This is a genomic window from Pseudomonas sp. 9.1(2019), assembly GCF_009910445.1.
Taxonomy (GTDB): domain Bacteria; phylum Pseudomonadota; class Gammaproteobacteria; order Pseudomonadales; family Pseudomonadaceae; genus Aquipseudomonas; species Aquipseudomonas paraversuta.
Genome location: NZ_VBWF01000011.1, coordinates 103,689 through 118,947 on the forward strand (window position 1 = coordinate 103,689; position 15,259 = coordinate 118,947).

Below are 15,259 nucleotides of genomic sequence, written 5' to 3' on the forward strand. Positions count from 1 at the left end.
CTAAATTTATTCTGCCAGCGAGGCTTGAGTGGGAACGGCCGCAGCCGTGTTGCCGGGCTCAAAGCCACCGCCCAGGGCTTGCATCAGTTGAATCGAAAGATCGATCTGCTCAGCATTCAGGTCCGCCAGCTGGCGCTGGGCCTGAAGCAGTTGTTGCTCAATGCTGAGGACATCAAGGTAATTGCCCACGCCCGATTCATAGCGCTGCAACCCGGTGTTGTAGGACTCTTGAGCAATATCCGCCGCACGCTGCTGCGCGCCGATTTGCAGCCCCATGGCTTTTAGCTGCTCCAGGGTATCGCTGACATCACCGAGTGCCGCCACCAGGGTCTTGTTGTACTGCGCCACGGCCAGATCGTAGTTGGCGTCTTCAGCATCCAGACCGGCACGCAGGCGCCCGCCATCAAAGATCGGCAGCGAAACCGCAGGTGCAATATTGAAGAAGCGGCTGGCCGAGCCGAACAGCGCATCCCCCAGCAACGACTGGGTACCCGCCGCCGCAGTCAAATTGAGGTTGGGATAAAAACGCGTTTTGGCGGCGGCAATGTTCTTGCTGGCAGCCTCTACCCGCCAGCGGGCAGCGACCAGATCGGGACGACGACCCAGCAGCTCGGCGGGCAAAGTGCTTGGCAACGCCACGGCACCGGGTGCCAGAATCTTCGGCCGGGCAATCTCGATGCCCCGGTCAGGCCCCTTGCCCAACAACACCGCCAACGCAATACGGGCGCTTTTGAGTTGTTTTTCGGCATTGATTACCTGCTCCTGGGAGCTGGCTTCAAGGCTTTCGGTTTGCTGGTACTGATAGTGACTGTCAATCCCGGCTTGCAGGCGCCGCTTGCTCAAGTCGAGCATTTGGCGAGTACGCGCCAGATCGTCATTGGCCAGATCACGCACGCTGTAGGCATGCCCCAGGCTGCTGTAAGCCCGCGCCACATCAGCAGCCAGAGTCAGGCTCGCGGCCTGGCCGTCGACCTCGGCGGCACGGGCTTCGCCCAGAGCGGCCTCCCAGGCATCACGCTGACCGCCCCACAGATCGAAGGTGTAATTGAACGTCAGATTGACGTCGCGCACCGTGTCATAAACACCGCCGCGACCGCTCGGATCCTGGGAACGGGCCAGGCGCGAACGCGTAACGTCCGCCTCGGCATCCAGGGTCGGCATGCGTGCGGCATTGGCTGCACCGGCCGCTGCGCTCGCCTGGTGAGCCCGGGCACTGGCAATCTGCATATCAGGGCTGTCGCGCAATGCTTCCTGAATCAGGCCGTCGAGCTGCCCGTCGCCCAGGCGTTTCCACCAGTCCTTTTGCGGCCAGGCGGCAGGCGTGACGCTGACACCCTTGAGCGTCTGCGCTGCCTTGAGGCTTTTGGCTTCAAGGCTGGTACCCTCGGTGCCCAGGCCGCTATAGCTGGCGCAACCGGCCAACGCCATGCAGACAAATACCAGGCTCAGGCCTGTACGTAGCGTTTTGTTGCTCATTTTTCACCCAAGCGCATGACAGTGATCGGATCACCGGCCGCCAGCAGTATTTTTTTGAGGATCTGTTCCAGGCTCTGCAACTCTTGCGGGCTGATAGCAGCCGCCAACTGGTTCATGGCATCGGCGCCAACCTGCGGTAGCAAGGCCGCCAGTGCTTGCCCGTCATCGGTGAGTACCAGTCGCACCTGACGTCGGTCAGCCTCGGAGCGCTGGCGTATAAGCAGGTTTTTTTGCTCCAGCCGATCAAGCATGCGAGTCATCGAGCCGCTGTCCAGTGACAGGTGACGGCAGAGTTCGGCCGGGGTATCGACGTCGAACTGGGCCATGATGATCAGCACTTTGAACTGCGCCGCGGTGATGCCGAAAGGCTCCATGTGGCGGTCAATGATGCGGTCTTTGAGCATGGCAGTACGCCCCAGGAGCAAACCCAGGGTGCAATTTTGAAAAGTATCGGGATGGAAATGCTTCATCAGGAAGCTGCCCAGGCAGTAATGTTTCTAAATGTTACTGCCTAGGCAGCTAATGTCAAGCCGACTATTAGCCGGCTATCTATTTGCCTGTCTGAATGTGCGTAGCCGCTGACGCAGGGAGGAGGCTTATGCCTGGGCTGGCACGCCGCTATGGAAACGGAACTCAACATCCGGCGACTCGATCAGTTCCTGCTCGGCCGCCCGCACCCGTTCGATGACCTGGGCAATATCCTTGGCATCGCCGTATTGATAGGCGAGCTTCAAGTAGCCCTGGAAGTGTCGCGCTTCGCTTTTGAGCAGACCGAAGTAGAACTTGCCGAGTTCTTCATCCAGATGCGGCACCAGGGCTTCGAATCGCTCACAGCTGCGCGCTTCGATAAAGGCCCCCACCACCAGGGTATCCACCAGCTTCACCGGTTCGTGATTGCGCACTACCTTGCGCAGCCCTGAGGCATAGCGCCCGGCCGACAGCTGACGCAGTTCGATCTTGCGCTTTTTCATCAAGCGCATGACTTGCTCGTGGTGAACCAGTTCTTCACGGGCCAGACGCGACATCATGTTGATCAGATCGACGTGGGAATGGTACTTGGCGATCAGGCTCAACGCGGTGCTGGCTGCCTTGAACTCGCAATTCTTGTGGTCGATCAGCAAGGTTTCCTGATCCGCCAGGGCAGCCGCAATCCAGCCGTCAGGGGTACGACAGCCCAAAAACTCATGAATTTCTGGAAGAATCACGGGCGCGCTCCCGAACATGGGGGGGTGCACAGCAGACCGGCAGTGTTTTGAAAAATCGCTGACATGTGGCTCACAAAGACTGGATTGAGGCGAGGGCCGCTGATTATACGGGCCCCGCGTCGCAGCACCAGCCGCACGACTTGATATGTATCAACACGGCTACAACTGACGAGCAACTATAGTGACTTCAAATCGCCTGAAAACATTTGGAGCTACCGGTCATGCAAACCATACGCAGCCTTTTGGTCGTCATCGAACCCCAATTGATGGAAAGCCTCTCCCTCAAGCGTGCCAAGGAAATCGCCAACAGCACCAAGGCGCACTTGCACCTGTTGATTTGCGACAAGGAAAATGACCATTCAGCCTTGCTCAGCGTGTTGCAAAGCAGCCTGGCGAGCGAGGCTTACAGCGTAACGAGCAACCAGACCTGGTACGAAAACCAGCACACCACCATCATCAAGGAGCAGCAAGCCAGGGGTTGTGCGCTGGTGATCAAGCAGCACGCTCCCGATTCCATGCTGAAAAAACTGCTGCTCACGCCGGAAGACTGGAAATTGCTGCGCGATTGCCCGTGCCCGGTATTGATGGTCAAACACGCCAGAAGCTGGAGCGGCGGCGTGGTGCTGGCGGCAGTGGATGTGGGCTGCAGCGATGACGAACACATGGTTTTGCACAAAACCATTATCGACCAGGGTTTTCGTGTCGCCAGCCTCGCCCACGGCCAGCTGCACGTGGTCAGCGCCCATCCAGCACCCATGCTGGCAGCAGTCGATGCGGTCTACCCCGTGGACACCCAGTACGAAGCCAGCTACAGAGCGGCCTGCAAAGAGTTCCAGAACCAGTACGAAATCGACGACAGTCGCCTGCACATCAATGAAGGGCCGGCGGACATCATCATTCAACAGGTCGCCAAAAAGCTGGATGCAGTGGTAACAGTCATCGGCACCGTAGCCCGTACCGGACTGTCCGGGGCGCTGATCGGCAATACCGCAGAAGTGGTGATCGACAAGCTTGAATGCGACATTCTGGTGCTCAAGCCCGATGACATCATCCAGCACCTGGAGCAAAAAGCGGCCAAGGCCTGATCCTCATGGCTACAACCTCACCACTGCAGGAGCCTGCCGGCGATGGCTGCATCGCTGGCAGGCCAGCACCTACAAGATCGCATCCTTGAGAAAGCCGGGCGCGATATAGCGCTCGTAGTGCGCTTCGGAAAGCAGGAAGAATTCCCGATCAATGGCGTCGCGCAACTCGGGCAGACCCCAGTCGCGAAACTCCGGCAACAGCACCATGCCGTACATCTCCAGCTGATTGATCACCCGCGCCCCCCGGGCAATCAACTGGTAGGCCCAGCAATATTCCGACTGATGCGGCACAAAACGGATCTTGCGGGCCACCAGCTGAGCGCGCAACGCAGCCGGGTCGAAAACCTCCACCTTGCCCGTCATCACCTGCACCAACAGTTGCTCAAGACGTAGCCAGACCGCACGTTTGGCCTGTTCGTCATAGCCGTTCCAGTTGATCACTTCGTGATGGAAACGCTTGCAACCGCGGCACACAAGGTCGCCGTAAACCGTAGAGCAGAGGCCGATGCAGGGAGTCTTGATGGTTTGATTGGACATGGCGAAATAGAGCACTGCAGAGCGAAACAGGTGCACATGTTAGCCCTTTGTCTAACGCAGATCACCCCTCAACCTTCAGGGGCTAACTTACCTTTAACAATTTTTTACCGTAGAATCGGCCTGCCTTTTAAGGCGCCAATGTCCGTTAGAAGCTGTTTTCAAAGCGTCACGAGCACAGTTGATCCCGAAGAACGGTGTTGGTGTGGGGTGTTTGCACTGCAAATGCCCGCATCAACATTCATCACCCTCCCCGTTCGGAAGGCGTAAAACTTTGAAAACAGCTTCTGTTGGGAATCCTTGAACTCTGGCTAAGCGGCTCAAAAAGCCCCGCAGCGCATGGGTGCTCGGCATTCCTGGATGAGCGTCCCGGACACCCATTTGGGACCAATGATGAGGGTAATAACTGTGCTTGAAGCCTACCGCAAACATATCGAAGAGCGTGCAGCCCTGGGTATCGTTCCCCAGCCGCTTAACGCCGAACAAACCGCAGGCCTGGTCGAGCTGCTGAAAAACCCGCCTGCAGGCGAAGAAGCATTCCTCGTCGACCTGATCACCAACCGTATTCCACCCGGTGTTGACGAAGCCGCCTACGTGAAGGCCGGCTTCCTGTCCGCCATCGCCAAAGGTGAAGCGACTTCCCCGCTGATCGACAAAAAACGCGCTGTTGAACTGCTCGGCACCATGCAAGGCGGCTACAACATCGTGACTCTGGTCGAGATGCTGGACGATGCAGAGCTGGCACCGGTTGCCGCCGAGCAACTCAAGCACACCCTGCTGATGTTTGACGCCTTCCACGACGTCGCTGAAAAAGCCAAAAACGGCAATGTCCACGCCAAAGCCGTGGTGCAGTCTTGGGCTGACGGCGAGTGGTTCAAGAACCGCCCTACCCTGGCTGACAAAATCAGCCTGCGCGTATTCAAGGTCACCGGCGAAACCAACACCGACGACCTGTCGCCGGCACCGGACGCCTGGTCACGCCCTGATATCCCGCTGCACGCCCTGGCCATGCTGAAAATGGCTCGCGACGGCATCGTGCCGGACGTGCAGGGCTCCATCGGTCCGATGAAGCAAATTGAAGAAATGCGTAACGCCGGCTTCCCTATCGCTTACGTCGGCGACGTAGTCGGTACCGGTTCTTCGCGTAAATCGGCAACCAACTCCGTACTCTGGTTCTTCGGCGACGACGTTCCTTACGTGCCGAACAAGCGTGCCGGTGGTTTCTGCTTCGGCAGCAAAATCGCTCCGATCTTCTACAACACCATGGAAGATGCTGGCGCACTGCCAATCGAATTCGATGTCAGCAACATCAACATGGGCGACGTGATCGACCTGTACCCGCACGCCGGCAAGGTTTGCAAACACGGTACCGACGAAGTCATCACCACCTTCGAAATGAAGACCCCGGTTCTGCTGGACGAAGTTCGCGCTGGCGGCCGTATCCCGTTGATCATCGGCCGTGGCCTGACCGAGAAGGCCCGCGCCGAACTGGGTCTGGGTCCATCCGACCTGTTCAAAAAGCCGGAAGCGCCTGTTGAAAGCACCAAGGGTTTCACCCTGGCGCAAAAAATGGTCGGCAAGGCTTGCGGCGTGACCGGCGTTCGCCCGGGCACTTACTGCGAACCGAAGATGACCACCGTAGGTTCTCAGGACACCACCGGTCCAATGACCCGTGACGAACTGAAAGACCTGGCGTGCCTGGGCTTCTCGGCCGATCTGGTCATGCAGTCGTTCTGCCACACCGCGGCCTATCCAAAGCCGATCGACGTGACCACGCACCACACCCTGCCAGACTTCATGATGACCCGCGGCGGTGTTTCCCTGCGTCCGGGCGACGGCATCATCCACAGCTGGCTGAACCGTATGCTGCTGCCGGATACCGTCGGCACTGGCGGCGACTCCCACACCCGTTTCCCGATGGGCATTTCGTTCCCGGCCGGTTCCGGTCTGGTGGCCTTTGCCGCAGCCACTGGCGTAATGCCACTGGATATGCCGGAATCGATTCTGGTTCGCTTCAAAGGCGAAATGCAGCCAGGCATCACCCTGCGTGACCTGGTTCATGCCATTCCTTACGTCGCTATCCAGAAGGGTCTGCTGACGGTAGAGAAAAAAGGCAAGGTCAACGAATTCTCCGGTCGCATCCTGGAAATCGAAGGCCTGGACAACCTGAGCATCGAGCAAGCGTTCGAACTGTCCGACGCCTCGGCAGAACGTTCGGCTGCTGGCTGCACCATCAAGCTGTCCAAAGAATCCATCACCGAATACCTGAACTCCAACATCACCCTGCTGCGCTGGATGATCGGTGAAGGTTACGGCGACGCCCGTACCCTTGAGCGTCGTGCTCAAGCGATGGAAGCCTGGGTTGCCAACCCTGAGCTGATGGAAGCCGATGCTGACGCCGAATACGCTGAAGTCATCGAAATCGATCTGGCTGATATCAAGGAGCCTGTGCTCTGCGCGCCAAACGACCCGGATGATGCACGCCTGTTGTCCAGCGTTGCCGGCGAGAAAATCGACGAAGTGTTCATCGGTTCGTGCATGACCAACATCGGCCACTTCCGCGCTGCGGGCAAGTTGCTGGACAAGGTCAAGGGTCAGCTGCCAACCCGTCTGTGGCTGTCGCCGCCGACCAAGATGGACGCTCACCAACTGACCGAAGAAGGCTACTACGGCATCTTCGGCAAAGCCGGCGCGCGCATGGAAATGCCAGGTTGCTCGCTGTGCATGGGTAACCAGGCACGGGTTGAACCGAACTCCACCGTGGTATCGACTTCGACCCGTAACTTCCCGAACCGTCTGGGCGACGGCGCGAACGTTTACCTGGCCTCGGCCGAGTTGGCGTCGGTAGCCTCGATCCTGGGTCGCCTGCCTACCGTAGAGGAATACATGGTCTACGCGGCAGAGATCAACACCATGGCGGCGGACGTGTACCGCTACCTGAGCTTTGATCAGATCGCCGAATTCCGTGAAGCGGCAGCCACTGCCAATATCCCGGTTATTCAAGCGTAAGCTGATGCAGTAACGAAAAAGCCCCGGCTCTTGTGAGCCGGGGCTTTTTTATGTGCGGGGTAAAAGCTCTAAAGCAGTGGCGCGACGATTTGCTGCTCCCGCGGCCAGGCATCCAGTACGGCCTTGAACAGGGTCGCCAGCGGTATCGCGAAGAACACCCCCCAGAACCCCCACAACCCGCCAAACAACAGCACCGCGCAAATGATTGCCACCGGGTGCAAGCTCACTGCCTCGGAGAACAGCAAGGGCACCAGCACATTGCCATCCAGGGTCTGAATGATGCCGTAGACCGCCATCAGATAGATGAACTGGTCACTCCAGCCCCACTGAAACAACGCAATCAGCAGCACCGGAACCGTCACCACCACTGCCCCCACATACGGCACCACCACCGAGACGCCCACCAACAGCGCCAGCAGCGCCGCGTAGTTCAGGCCCATGGTGACAAATGCGATGTAGGTCACACCGCCGCAAATAATGATCTCGATGACTTTGCCGCGAATGTAATTGGCAATCTGGCGGTTCATTTCTTGTGCGACACGGGTAATCAACGCCCGCTCACGAGGCAAATAACCACGTACCCAACGGCCGATCAGCGCCCGGTCTTTAAGGAAGAAGAACACCAGAATCGGCACCAGCACCAGATAGATCATGATGTTGACCAACAACGGCAAACTGGACAGGGAAAAGGTCAGTGCCAGCTGCCCGAATTTGCCGATTTCACCGCGGGCGACTTCAATGGCCTGCAGCACTTGCTCATCCGACACCAGATGGGGATAGCGCTCCGGCAACAGCAACAACAGTGACTGCCACTTGGCCAGCATGCCCGGCAGCTCGTTGAACAGCGTGATCAACTGATGCCAGAGCAACGGCAGCACCACTACGATAAACACCAGCAGTAACCCCATGAACAGCGCAAATACCAGGCCGACCGCTGCGGCAGCCGGCACCCGCAGCCGCTCCAGAGCCACCACCAGCCCCTGCATCAGGTACGCCAGCACCATGCCTGCCAGTACCGGCGCCAGCATGCCGCCCAAGGTCAGCACGGCGGTAAAGGCCAGCACCAGCAACACCGCCAGCACCACCGCCTCTTCATCAGAGAAATAGCGCTGAACCCAATCACGCAACACTTTGAACATCGATATTCCTTAGAAGAAGGCCCGCATCTCAGGCCTTGCGTAACCAGTAGCAATAGGTGCCGGCATCATTCTCTTCACGCAGCAGTTCATGGCCTGCCAAACGTGCAAAGGTCCGAAAATCTCGCTGCGAACCGGCGTCCGTGGCGATCACTTTGAGGGTCTGACCACTGACCAGGCGATTAAGCTCCAGCTTGGCCTTGAGCAGAGGCAACGGGCAGTTCAGGCCACTGGCATCCACCAGCGCATCATGCGCCAACGCATCAGTCATTACGTGCTCCTTCAGAGTCGGCATTTTGCGGCCGGTTAGAATACCCCAAGCGGACCCGCTACTGGTCGCCAGACACGTGTGCGGCTACAGTAAGCGCTTTACCGACCAGAGCTTTGTGCATGACTTTTCTGCGCCCGACCCTATTGACGCTCGCTTGCCTGCTCGCATCACCGAGTTTTGCCGACGATTTACCGTCTCTGGGTGACGCCAGTTCGTCCATCGTCTCCCCCCAACAAGAATACCAACTGGGTCGCGCCTGGCTGAGCATGCTGCGCGGCCAGGTGGCGCAACTCAACGATCCGCAGCTCAAGGACTACGTCGAAACCAGCGTCTACAAACTGGTCGAAACCAGCCAGGTACAAGACCGGCGTCTGGAATTCATTCTGATCGACAGCCCGCAGCTCAACGCCTTTGCCGCGCCCGGGGGGATCATCGGCGTCAATGGCGGCCTGTTCCTCAACGCGCAAACCGAAGGTGAATATGCCTCGGTGATGGCTCACGAACTGGCTCACTTGTCGCAACGCCACTTCGCCCGGGGCGTAGAAGCCCAGCAGCGCATGCAGCTGCCGATGATGGCGGCCTTGCTCGCAGGGATCATCGTCGCGGCCTCTGGTGCAGGCGATGCCGGGATCGCCGCCATTGCCGGCAGCCAGGCTGCCGCGTTACAGGAACAGCGCCGCTTCTCGCGACAAAATGAACAAGAGGCCGACCGCATCGGCATCCTCAATCTGGAAAAAGCCGGCTACGACCCGCGCTCGATGCCGACCATGTTTGAACGCCTGATGCGCCAGTACCGCTTTGACGCCAAACCGCCGGAATTCCTGCTGACTCACCCGGTGACCGAGTCGCGTATCGCCGACACCCGTAACCGCGCCGAACAGGCAAGGGCCGGTGGCACCGAAGACAGTTTGCGCTACCAGCTGATTCGCGCCCGCGTGCAGCTCAACTACGAAGAAACACCGGGTATTGCCGCCAAGCGCTTTCGCCAGCAACTGGATGAAAACCCGAAAAACGATGTGGCGCGTTATGGCCTGGCAATAGCCCAGATCAAGGGCAGCCAGTTCAACGAAGCGCGAGAAAACCTCAAGCCGCTGCTGGACAAGGCACCAAACGACATCACATACAACCTGGCGCAGATTGAGCTGGACACCGACAGCAACCGCCTGGCGGAAGCCCAGCAACGGGTCGATCGAATGCGCACCCTGTATCCGGGCAACTACCCGCTCAATCAGGCCAGGGTCGATCTGTTGCTCAAGCAAAACCGCCCGGCCGATGCCGACAAGGCGCTGGAAGCATTGCTCAAGAGCCGTCCGGATGACCCGGATGTGTGGTACTCGGTCGCCGAAACCCGGGGGTTATCGGGCAACATCATTGGCCTGCATCAGGCCCGCGCCGAGTATTTCGCTCTGGTCGGTGATTTCCGCCAGGCCATACAACAGCTGGATTTCGCACAAAAGCTCACCAACAACTTCCAGCTGTCATCGCGCCTGGATGCCCGCAAGCGCGAGCTGATGGATCAGGAACGTGCGCTCAAGGACATGATGAACTAACCCGCCCCACCCCTGTAGGAGCGAGCTTGCTCGCGAGCTCTATTCTCGCGAGCAAGCTCGCTCCTAGGGTTTGTTTATTTGTTATCAGGCATTGCCCGCCAGTTTCAAACGCGCGGCCTGGGTGAAATCCAGCATGCGTTTAAGCGGACGAATGGCCTGAGGCACCAGCGCCGGATCGACGAAGATCTCATTGCTCCCCTGCTGCAGGCACTCAAGGGTGCGCTCCAGGGTGTTCATCGCCATCCACGGGCAGTGAGCGCAACTGCGGCACGCGGCACCGTTACCTGCGGTAGGGGCTTCAATAAACACCTTGTCCGGGCACAGCTGCTGCATTTTGTAAAAAATGCCGCGATCGGTGGCCACGATAAAGGTTTTGTTCGGCAGGTTTTGCGCCGCCGCGATCAGTTGACTGGTAGAACCTACCGCGTCAGCCAGATCAATCACCGACTCCGGTGACTCCGGATGCACCAGAATGGCCGCATCGGGATACAGCGCCTTCATGTCTTCCAGCTGCTTGGACTTGAACTCTTCATGGACGATACAAGCGCCGTCCCACAGCAACATGTCGGCTCCGGTCTGGCGCTGAATGTAATGCCCGAGATGCTTGTCCGGCCCCCAAATGATCGTCTCGCCGTTGTCCATCAGGCTTTCGACGATTTCCAGTGCGCAGCTGGAGGTCACCACCCAGTCAGCCCGGGCCTTGACTGCCGCCGAAGTGTTGGCATAAACCACCACGGTGCGCTCGGGATGCTTGTCGCAAAAGGCCGAAAACTCTTCAACCGGGCACCCCAGATCCAGCGAACAGGTCGCCTCCAGCGTGGGCATCAGCACGCGTTTTTCCGGGGTAAGGATTTTGGCTGTCTCGCCCATAAAGCGCACGCCGGCCACCAGAATGGTTTTGGCAGGATGGGCAGCACCAAAACGGGCCATCTCAAGGGAGTCGGACACACAACCACCGGTTTCTTCGGCCAGGGCCTGAATGACCGGATCACAATAAAAATGCGCCACCAACACCGCGTCGCGGGCTTTAAGCTCAGCCGCGATCTGTGCCCGCAGGCCCTGTGCTTGAGCCTCGGTCAAAGGCTTGGGCTGCCTGGCATCGAGGTGGGCTTGAACCAGAAGTCGTTCAGAAATTTGCGTCATGTTCGCAAGACCTGCAAGCGCTAGTGCGCGAAAGTCGAGTGTACCACCAGCTCTGGACCCTTCGAGTCCCGCTGGGAGAATGTGTGTGTCATCAGGCACGGACAAGCAATGAAGCGCGACAAGGCTACAGAATATCCTTGGGATTCAAAAGTTTATTGTTGCCATGAGCGGCGGATAAGCGATGCCGGACGGACGGCCCGGCATCGGTCTGAAACGGCTGCTATCTCAACCGCAAGGTTTGGCAGCGGCCGGGGTTACTTGATGGCGGCCAGCACCAGATCTGCCACCGGACCGCCGGACGCAGGATTTTGCCCGGTAATCAGCCGCCCGTCGGCAATGGCAAAGGGTGCCCAGGGCGTGCCGGCCTTCAGATACTGAGCGCCACGCTTCATCAACTCACTCTCGGTCAGATACGGCACAACGTCAGCCAGGCCTGCCAGTTTCTCTTCTTCATTGGAAAAACCGGTGAGCTTTTTGCCCTTGATCAGCAACTCGCCGTCAGACAGTCGGATATTGAGCAGCCCCACTGCACCGTGACAAACCGACGAAACCACCCCGCCCCGCTCATAGATATGGCGACTCAACGCCTGCAACTGCGGGTTGTCCGGATAGTCCCAGATCACCCCGTGGCCGCCGGTGTAATAAATGGCGACGTAATCATCCGGGTTGACCTGGTCCGGCTTGAGCGTTGCCCCGAGGCGATTCATGAAGCCCTTGTCGTGATACCACTCCCAGTCAATCTGCGACGCCATGTCCTTGGCCAGACTGTGGGGATCGATCGGCGTGTAACCGCCCTGCGGACTGACATAGTCAACGGCATACCCCGCGGCCTCGACCTTGTGCACAAAATGCACTGCCTCGCCCAGCCACAACCCTGTGGCGCGATCGAGGTCGGGGTATTTTTCGACACTGGTCAGTACCACCAGAATTTTCTTGCTCATCGTTAACCTCCTGCTGAGAGAGACAACCCATAGGTGCTGCAGGGTAGACCATGCTGATCAGGCAACCGTTCAGCCGCTGCCGCCCCGTTGGTCCCTCAACAGGCCCGCAGTGCTTTGACCGAAGTGCCCGCTTTTGAGCCAGGGACCAGAACAGGCCATAAAGACAGGAGCGAATACAAATTCACTGCATATGGTAATAATTACTATTTACATATGCGAATAAATCTCTACCATTCCGCCCTGCGTAGTCTTTGCCATACGTCTGGCGCCCCACTGCAAGGTGTCCGCAAAGGCGACACGTCTCCCTCCCCTCTACAGGATCTCTGAGATGCTTCGTCCCTTTATGCCCGTGATGACCGGTTCTTTGCTGTTGGCTTTTTCGGCGGCGGCCCTGGCGGCTGACGAATCCGCCGACCGGCAAGCACCAGCCGCAGGCCCGTTGACCCTCGACAGCGTCAATGTGAATGCCGAAGCCGGTATTTCAGGCACCGCCACCACCGAAGGCAGCGGCTCGTACACCACCGGGGCCATGAGCACTGCCGTCGGCCTGCCGTTGTCGATCCGCGAAACACCGCAGTCGGTGAGCGTCATGACCCGCCAGCGCATGGATGATCAGGGCATCAAAGACCTCAACGATGTGGTCAAGTACGCACCGGGCATCACCCTGCGCAAGTTCGGCGGTGACCGCCAACAGTTTCTGGCCCGCGGCTTTACCATCGATAACCTGATGTACGACGGGCTGCCCACCAGCCTCAGTACTTTCACCCTGGACACCATCGCCGGGGCTGACCTGGCGATGTATGACCGGGTGGAAGTGGTACGCGGCGCCACCGGCCTGATGACCGGTGCCGGCAGCCCCTCGGCCACCCTGAACCTGGTGCGCAAGCGCCCCACTGCTACGCCGCAAGTGAGCATCACCACCAGCGCCGGCAGCTGGGATCGCTACCGCACCGAGGTCGACGCCTCGAACAGGCTCAATGAAACGGGGACCGTTCGCGGGCGGGTAGTGGCCGCTTATGAAGACAACAAGAGCTATATCGACGTACGCGATAATCAGCGCCAGACCTTCTACGGGGTTATGGAAGCCGACCTGAGCGACGCTACCACCTGGACCCTCGGGGCCTCGAAACAGCGTGACGATGCAACCTCGGACTGGGGCAGCCTGCCGGCCGGACCCAATGGTGAAAACCTGCACTTGCCACGCTCGACCTTCCTGAGCAACGACTGGGCCTACTGGGATCGGGACAACGTCTCGCTGTTCACCGACCTCACCACCCGCTTCGACAACGGCTGGACCTCAAAACTGGCATTCGCCAAAATCTGGGCCGAGTCCAACACCTTCTCCAGCTACCTGAGCGCTGCCAAGGGCGGCGGATTCAACCAGTCGTCAGGGCAATATGACACCACCGACGTGCAGACCAATCTGGATGGCTCGCTCTCGGGCCCGTTCAGGTTGTTTGGCCGTGAACATGAACTGACCCTGGGCGCGAGCCGGCGTCAGGAAAAGTTCGACCAAAAAGGCGGCTTCTGGTCCAAGGCGACTCCGATCGATATCTACAACTTCGATCCGGGGGTCATTCCCAAGCCGGACATTGCCGATCGCACCCCGTACCAAAGCCAGAATACGGCCACCGAAGAAGGCGTTTACGCCGCCGCCCGCTTCAACCCCATCGACCCTTTGCACCTAATAGTCGGCAGCCGGCTGAGCTGGTACGACTACGACAATCGCTCGGGCACCGGCGATTACAAAGTCACCCAGCAAGTCACGCCCTATGCAGGCGTCATCTACGACCTCAACGATACCTACTCGGTTTACGCCAGCTACACCGAAATTTTCAAACCGCAAACCCAGCAGGACGTCAGCGGCGCGGTGCTCAAACCGATGACCGGTGAAAGTTATGAAGTGGGGATCAAGGGTGAGTACTTCGACGGCGAGCTGAATGCCTCCCTGGCGCTGTTCGACATGACCCAGGAAAACCGTGCCTATGCGCTGGACACCCAGCCCGCCAGTTGCCTGGCCACCAACCGCACCTGCTATGAAGCCGCCGGCGAAGTCCGCAGCCGCGGGCTGGACGCTGAAATCAGCGGTGCCCTCACCCCGTACTGGCAAGCCTCGGCTGCCTACACCCTGGTGCTGAGCCAGTACGTCAAGGACAAGTCCTTTGACAAAGGCAACCTGTTCGCACCCAACCAGCCAAAGCACCTGTTCAAGGCCGCCACCACCTATCACTTGCGCGGCGACCTGGAAAAACTGCGCATCGGCGCCGACGTACTGGCCCAAAGCGAAACCTACGGCCGGGTCGGTAATGGCCATGCGGTACAGGATGCCTATGCAGTTGTCGGCTTGATGGCAGGCTATCGCCTGGACGAGCACTGGGACGCCCGGGTCAACCTGAACAACCTGTTCGACGAAAAATACTGGCAGGGCATCCCCACCGCCAGCGGCAGCGGGACCTACGGCGACCCGCGCAACCTGATGGTCTCGCTGAAGTGGACGTTGTAAGACAGCACCTCAGACACCGCGCGGGCCTCAGGCGGTCAGCGCGGCAATGACCAGAACTTCAATGCGATAATGCTTTTTCGCCATGGGCGATTGCACACACACCGGCGCCCCCACGCCTGTCAGCCAGGCATCCCAGGCCTGATTCATGGCCTCATAGTCCGCCATGTCAGCCAACCAGATCTGCGCCGACAGTAGATGGTTCTTGTCTGAACCTGCGGTGGCCAGCAAGGCATCGATTTTACCGAATACGTCCTGCGCCTGGTCGCTGATATCACCCTCAATCAATTGCGAGACCTGACCTGCCAGATACGCGGTGTGCTGATGGATGACGATTTGGCTGAAACGCGGGGTGGTGCCGAGACGTTGAATAGCAGAGGTCATGATGCAGATCCGTTTGGGTTAAAAG

The 15,259-nt window shown here is 58.9% G+C and carries 13 protein-coding genes; 4 read left to right on the forward strand and 9 right to left on the reverse strand.

The window, feature by feature from the left end; all coding sequences use genetic code 11:
• Positions 1–6: 6 nt before the first annotated feature.
• From FEZ21_RS19375 to FEZ21_RS19385, 3 genes are all read right to left on the reverse strand, one after another.
• A complete protein-coding gene (locus FEZ21_RS19375) occupies positions 7–1,476 on the reverse strand; it encodes an efflux transporter outer membrane subunit (RefSeq protein ID WP_160628239.1) in 1,470 nt (489 codons plus the stop codon).
• Positions 1,473–1,946: a MarR family winged helix-turn-helix transcriptional regulator gene (locus FEZ21_RS19380; protein ID WP_003441345.1), complete on the reverse strand. Its 474-nt coding sequence runs from the start codon at positions 1,944–1,946 to the stop codon at positions 1,473–1,475. Before FEZ21_RS19380 ends, FEZ21_RS19375 begins: the two co-directional genes overlap by 4 nt.
• A gap of 126 nt (positions 1,947–2,072) precedes the next feature.
• A complete protein-coding gene (locus tag FEZ21_RS19385; RefSeq protein WP_003441343.1) occupies positions 2,073–2,681 on the reverse strand; it encodes a tRNA-(ms[2]io[6]A)-hydroxylase in 609 nt (202 codons plus the stop codon).
• 221 nt (positions 2,682–2,902) lie between these two features.
• Here FEZ21_RS19385 and FEZ21_RS19390 point away from each other — a divergent pair, with 221 nt between their 5' ends.
• Entirely contained in the window at positions 2,903–3,766 is an 864-nt protein-coding gene (locus FEZ21_RS19390) for a universal stress protein (RefSeq protein WP_003441340.1), read from the forward strand.
• Between the two features lie 69 nt (positions 3,767–3,835).
• On the opposite strand, the gene FEZ21_RS19395 is transcribed toward FEZ21_RS19390, so the two are convergent.
• Positions 3,836–4,303 (reverse strand): DUF1289 domain-containing protein, encoded by a 468-nt coding sequence (locus FEZ21_RS19395; RefSeq protein ID WP_003441338.1) that lies wholly within the window; start codon positions 4,301–4,303, stop codon positions 3,836–3,838.
• A gap of 405 nt (positions 4,304–4,708) precedes the next feature.
• On the opposite strand from FEZ21_RS19395, the gene acnB reads away from it, so the two are divergent.
• Complete coding sequence (gene acnB, locus FEZ21_RS19400; protein ID WP_003441336.1) at positions 4,709–7,309, forward strand: bifunctional aconitate hydratase 2/2-methylisocitrate dehydratase; 2,601 nt, start codon at positions 4,709–4,711, stop codon at positions 7,307–7,309.
• Between the two features lie 68 nt (positions 7,310–7,377).
• Here the strand turns inward: acnB and FEZ21_RS19405 are convergent, their stop codons facing one another.
• Together FEZ21_RS19405 and FEZ21_RS19410 are read right to left on the reverse strand one after the other, a co-directional pair.
• Positions 7,378–8,448 carry an AI-2E family transporter gene (locus tag FEZ21_RS19405; RefSeq protein WP_003441333.1) on the reverse strand — a complete coding sequence of 357 codons (1,071 nt, stop codon included), beginning with the start codon at positions 8,446–8,448 and terminating at the stop codon, positions 7,378–7,380.
• A gap of 28 nt (positions 8,449–8,476) precedes the next feature.
• A complete protein-coding gene (locus FEZ21_RS19410) occupies positions 8,477–8,716 on the reverse strand; it encodes a sulfurtransferase TusA family protein (RefSeq protein WP_003441329.1) in 240 nt (79 codons plus the stop codon).
• 119 nt (positions 8,717–8,835) lie between these two features.
• Between FEZ21_RS19410 and FEZ21_RS19415 the strand changes: the two genes are divergently transcribed.
• Positions 8,836–10,266 (forward strand): M48 family metalloprotease, encoded by a 1,431-nt coding sequence (locus FEZ21_RS19415; protein ID WP_010655844.1) that lies wholly within the window; start codon positions 8,836–8,838, stop codon positions 10,264–10,266.
• A gap of 84 nt (positions 10,267–10,350) precedes the next feature.
• On the opposite strand, the gene nadA is transcribed toward FEZ21_RS19415, so the two are convergent.
• Both nadA and FEZ21_RS19425 read right to left on the reverse strand, forming a co-directional pair.
• Complete coding sequence (gene nadA / locus FEZ21_RS19420; protein WP_160628241.1) at positions 10,351–11,409, reverse strand: quinolinate synthase NadA; 1,059 nt, start codon at positions 11,407–11,409, stop codon at positions 10,351–10,353.
• 254 nt (positions 11,410–11,663) lie between these two features.
• Positions 11,664–12,350 (reverse strand): type 1 glutamine amidotransferase domain-containing protein, encoded by a 687-nt coding sequence (locus tag FEZ21_RS19425; RefSeq protein ID WP_003441320.1) that lies wholly within the window; start codon positions 12,348–12,350, stop codon positions 11,664–11,666.
• Positions 12,351–12,678: 328 nt separating this feature from the next.
• Between FEZ21_RS19425 and FEZ21_RS19430 the strand changes: the two genes are divergently transcribed.
• Positions 12,679–14,853 carry a TonB-dependent siderophore receptor gene (locus FEZ21_RS19430; protein WP_160628243.1) on the forward strand — a complete coding sequence of 725 codons (2,175 nt, stop codon included), beginning with the start codon at positions 12,679–12,681 and terminating at the stop codon, positions 14,851–14,853.
• A gap of 27 nt (positions 14,854–14,880) precedes the next feature.
• Here the strand turns inward: FEZ21_RS19430 and FEZ21_RS19435 are convergent, their stop codons facing one another.
• Positions 14,881–15,234: a RidA family protein gene (locus FEZ21_RS19435; protein ID WP_160628245.1), complete on the reverse strand. Its 354-nt coding sequence runs from the start codon at positions 15,232–15,234 to the stop codon at positions 14,881–14,883.
• Between the last annotated feature and the right edge of the window lie 25 nt (positions 15,235–15,259).

What these genes read in the sequence shown, in the direction of transcription:
- FEZ21_RS19430 (WP_160628243.1), top strand. Translation starts at nt 12,679, where the DNA reads ATGCTTCGTCCCTTTATGCCCGTGATGACCGGTTCTTTGCTGTTGGCT.
- FEZ21_RS19380 (WP_003441345.1), bottom strand. Translation starts at nt 1,946, where the DNA reads ATGAAGCATTTCCATCCCGATACTTTTCAAAATTGCACCCTGGGTTTG.
- nadA (WP_160628241.1), bottom strand. Translation starts at nt 11,409, where the DNA reads ATGACGCAAATTTCTGAACGACTTCTGGTTCAAGCCCACCTCGATGCC.
- FEZ21_RS19410 (WP_003441329.1), bottom strand. Translation starts at nt 8,716, where the DNA reads ATGACTGATGCGTTGGCGCATGATGCGCTGGTGGATGCCAGTGGCCTG.
- FEZ21_RS19415 (WP_010655844.1), top strand. Translation starts at nt 8,836, where the DNA reads ATGACTTTTCTGCGCCCGACCCTATTGACGCTCGCTTGCCTGCTCGCA.
- FEZ21_RS19405 (WP_003441333.1), bottom strand. Translation starts at nt 8,448, where the DNA reads ATGTTCAAAGTGTTGCGTGATTGGGTTCAGCGCTATTTCTCTGATGAA.
- FEZ21_RS19375 (WP_160628239.1), bottom strand. Translation starts at nt 1,476, where the DNA reads ATGAGCAACAAAACGCTACGTACAGGCCTGAGCCTGGTATTTGTCTGC.
- FEZ21_RS19425 (WP_003441320.1), bottom strand. Translation starts at nt 12,350, where the DNA reads ATGAGCAAGAAAATTCTGGTGGTACTGACCAGTGTCGAAAAATACCCC.
- FEZ21_RS19390 (WP_003441340.1), top strand. Translation starts at nt 2,903, where the DNA reads ATGCAAACCATACGCAGCCTTTTGGTCGTCATCGAACCCCAATTGATG.
- FEZ21_RS19435 (WP_160628245.1), bottom strand. Translation starts at nt 15,234, where the DNA reads ATGACCTCTGCTATTCAACGTCTCGGCACCACCCCGCGTTTCAGCCAA.
- FEZ21_RS19395 (WP_003441338.1), bottom strand. Translation starts at nt 4,303, where the DNA reads ATGTCCAATCAAACCATCAAGACTCCCTGCATCGGCCTCTGCTCTACG.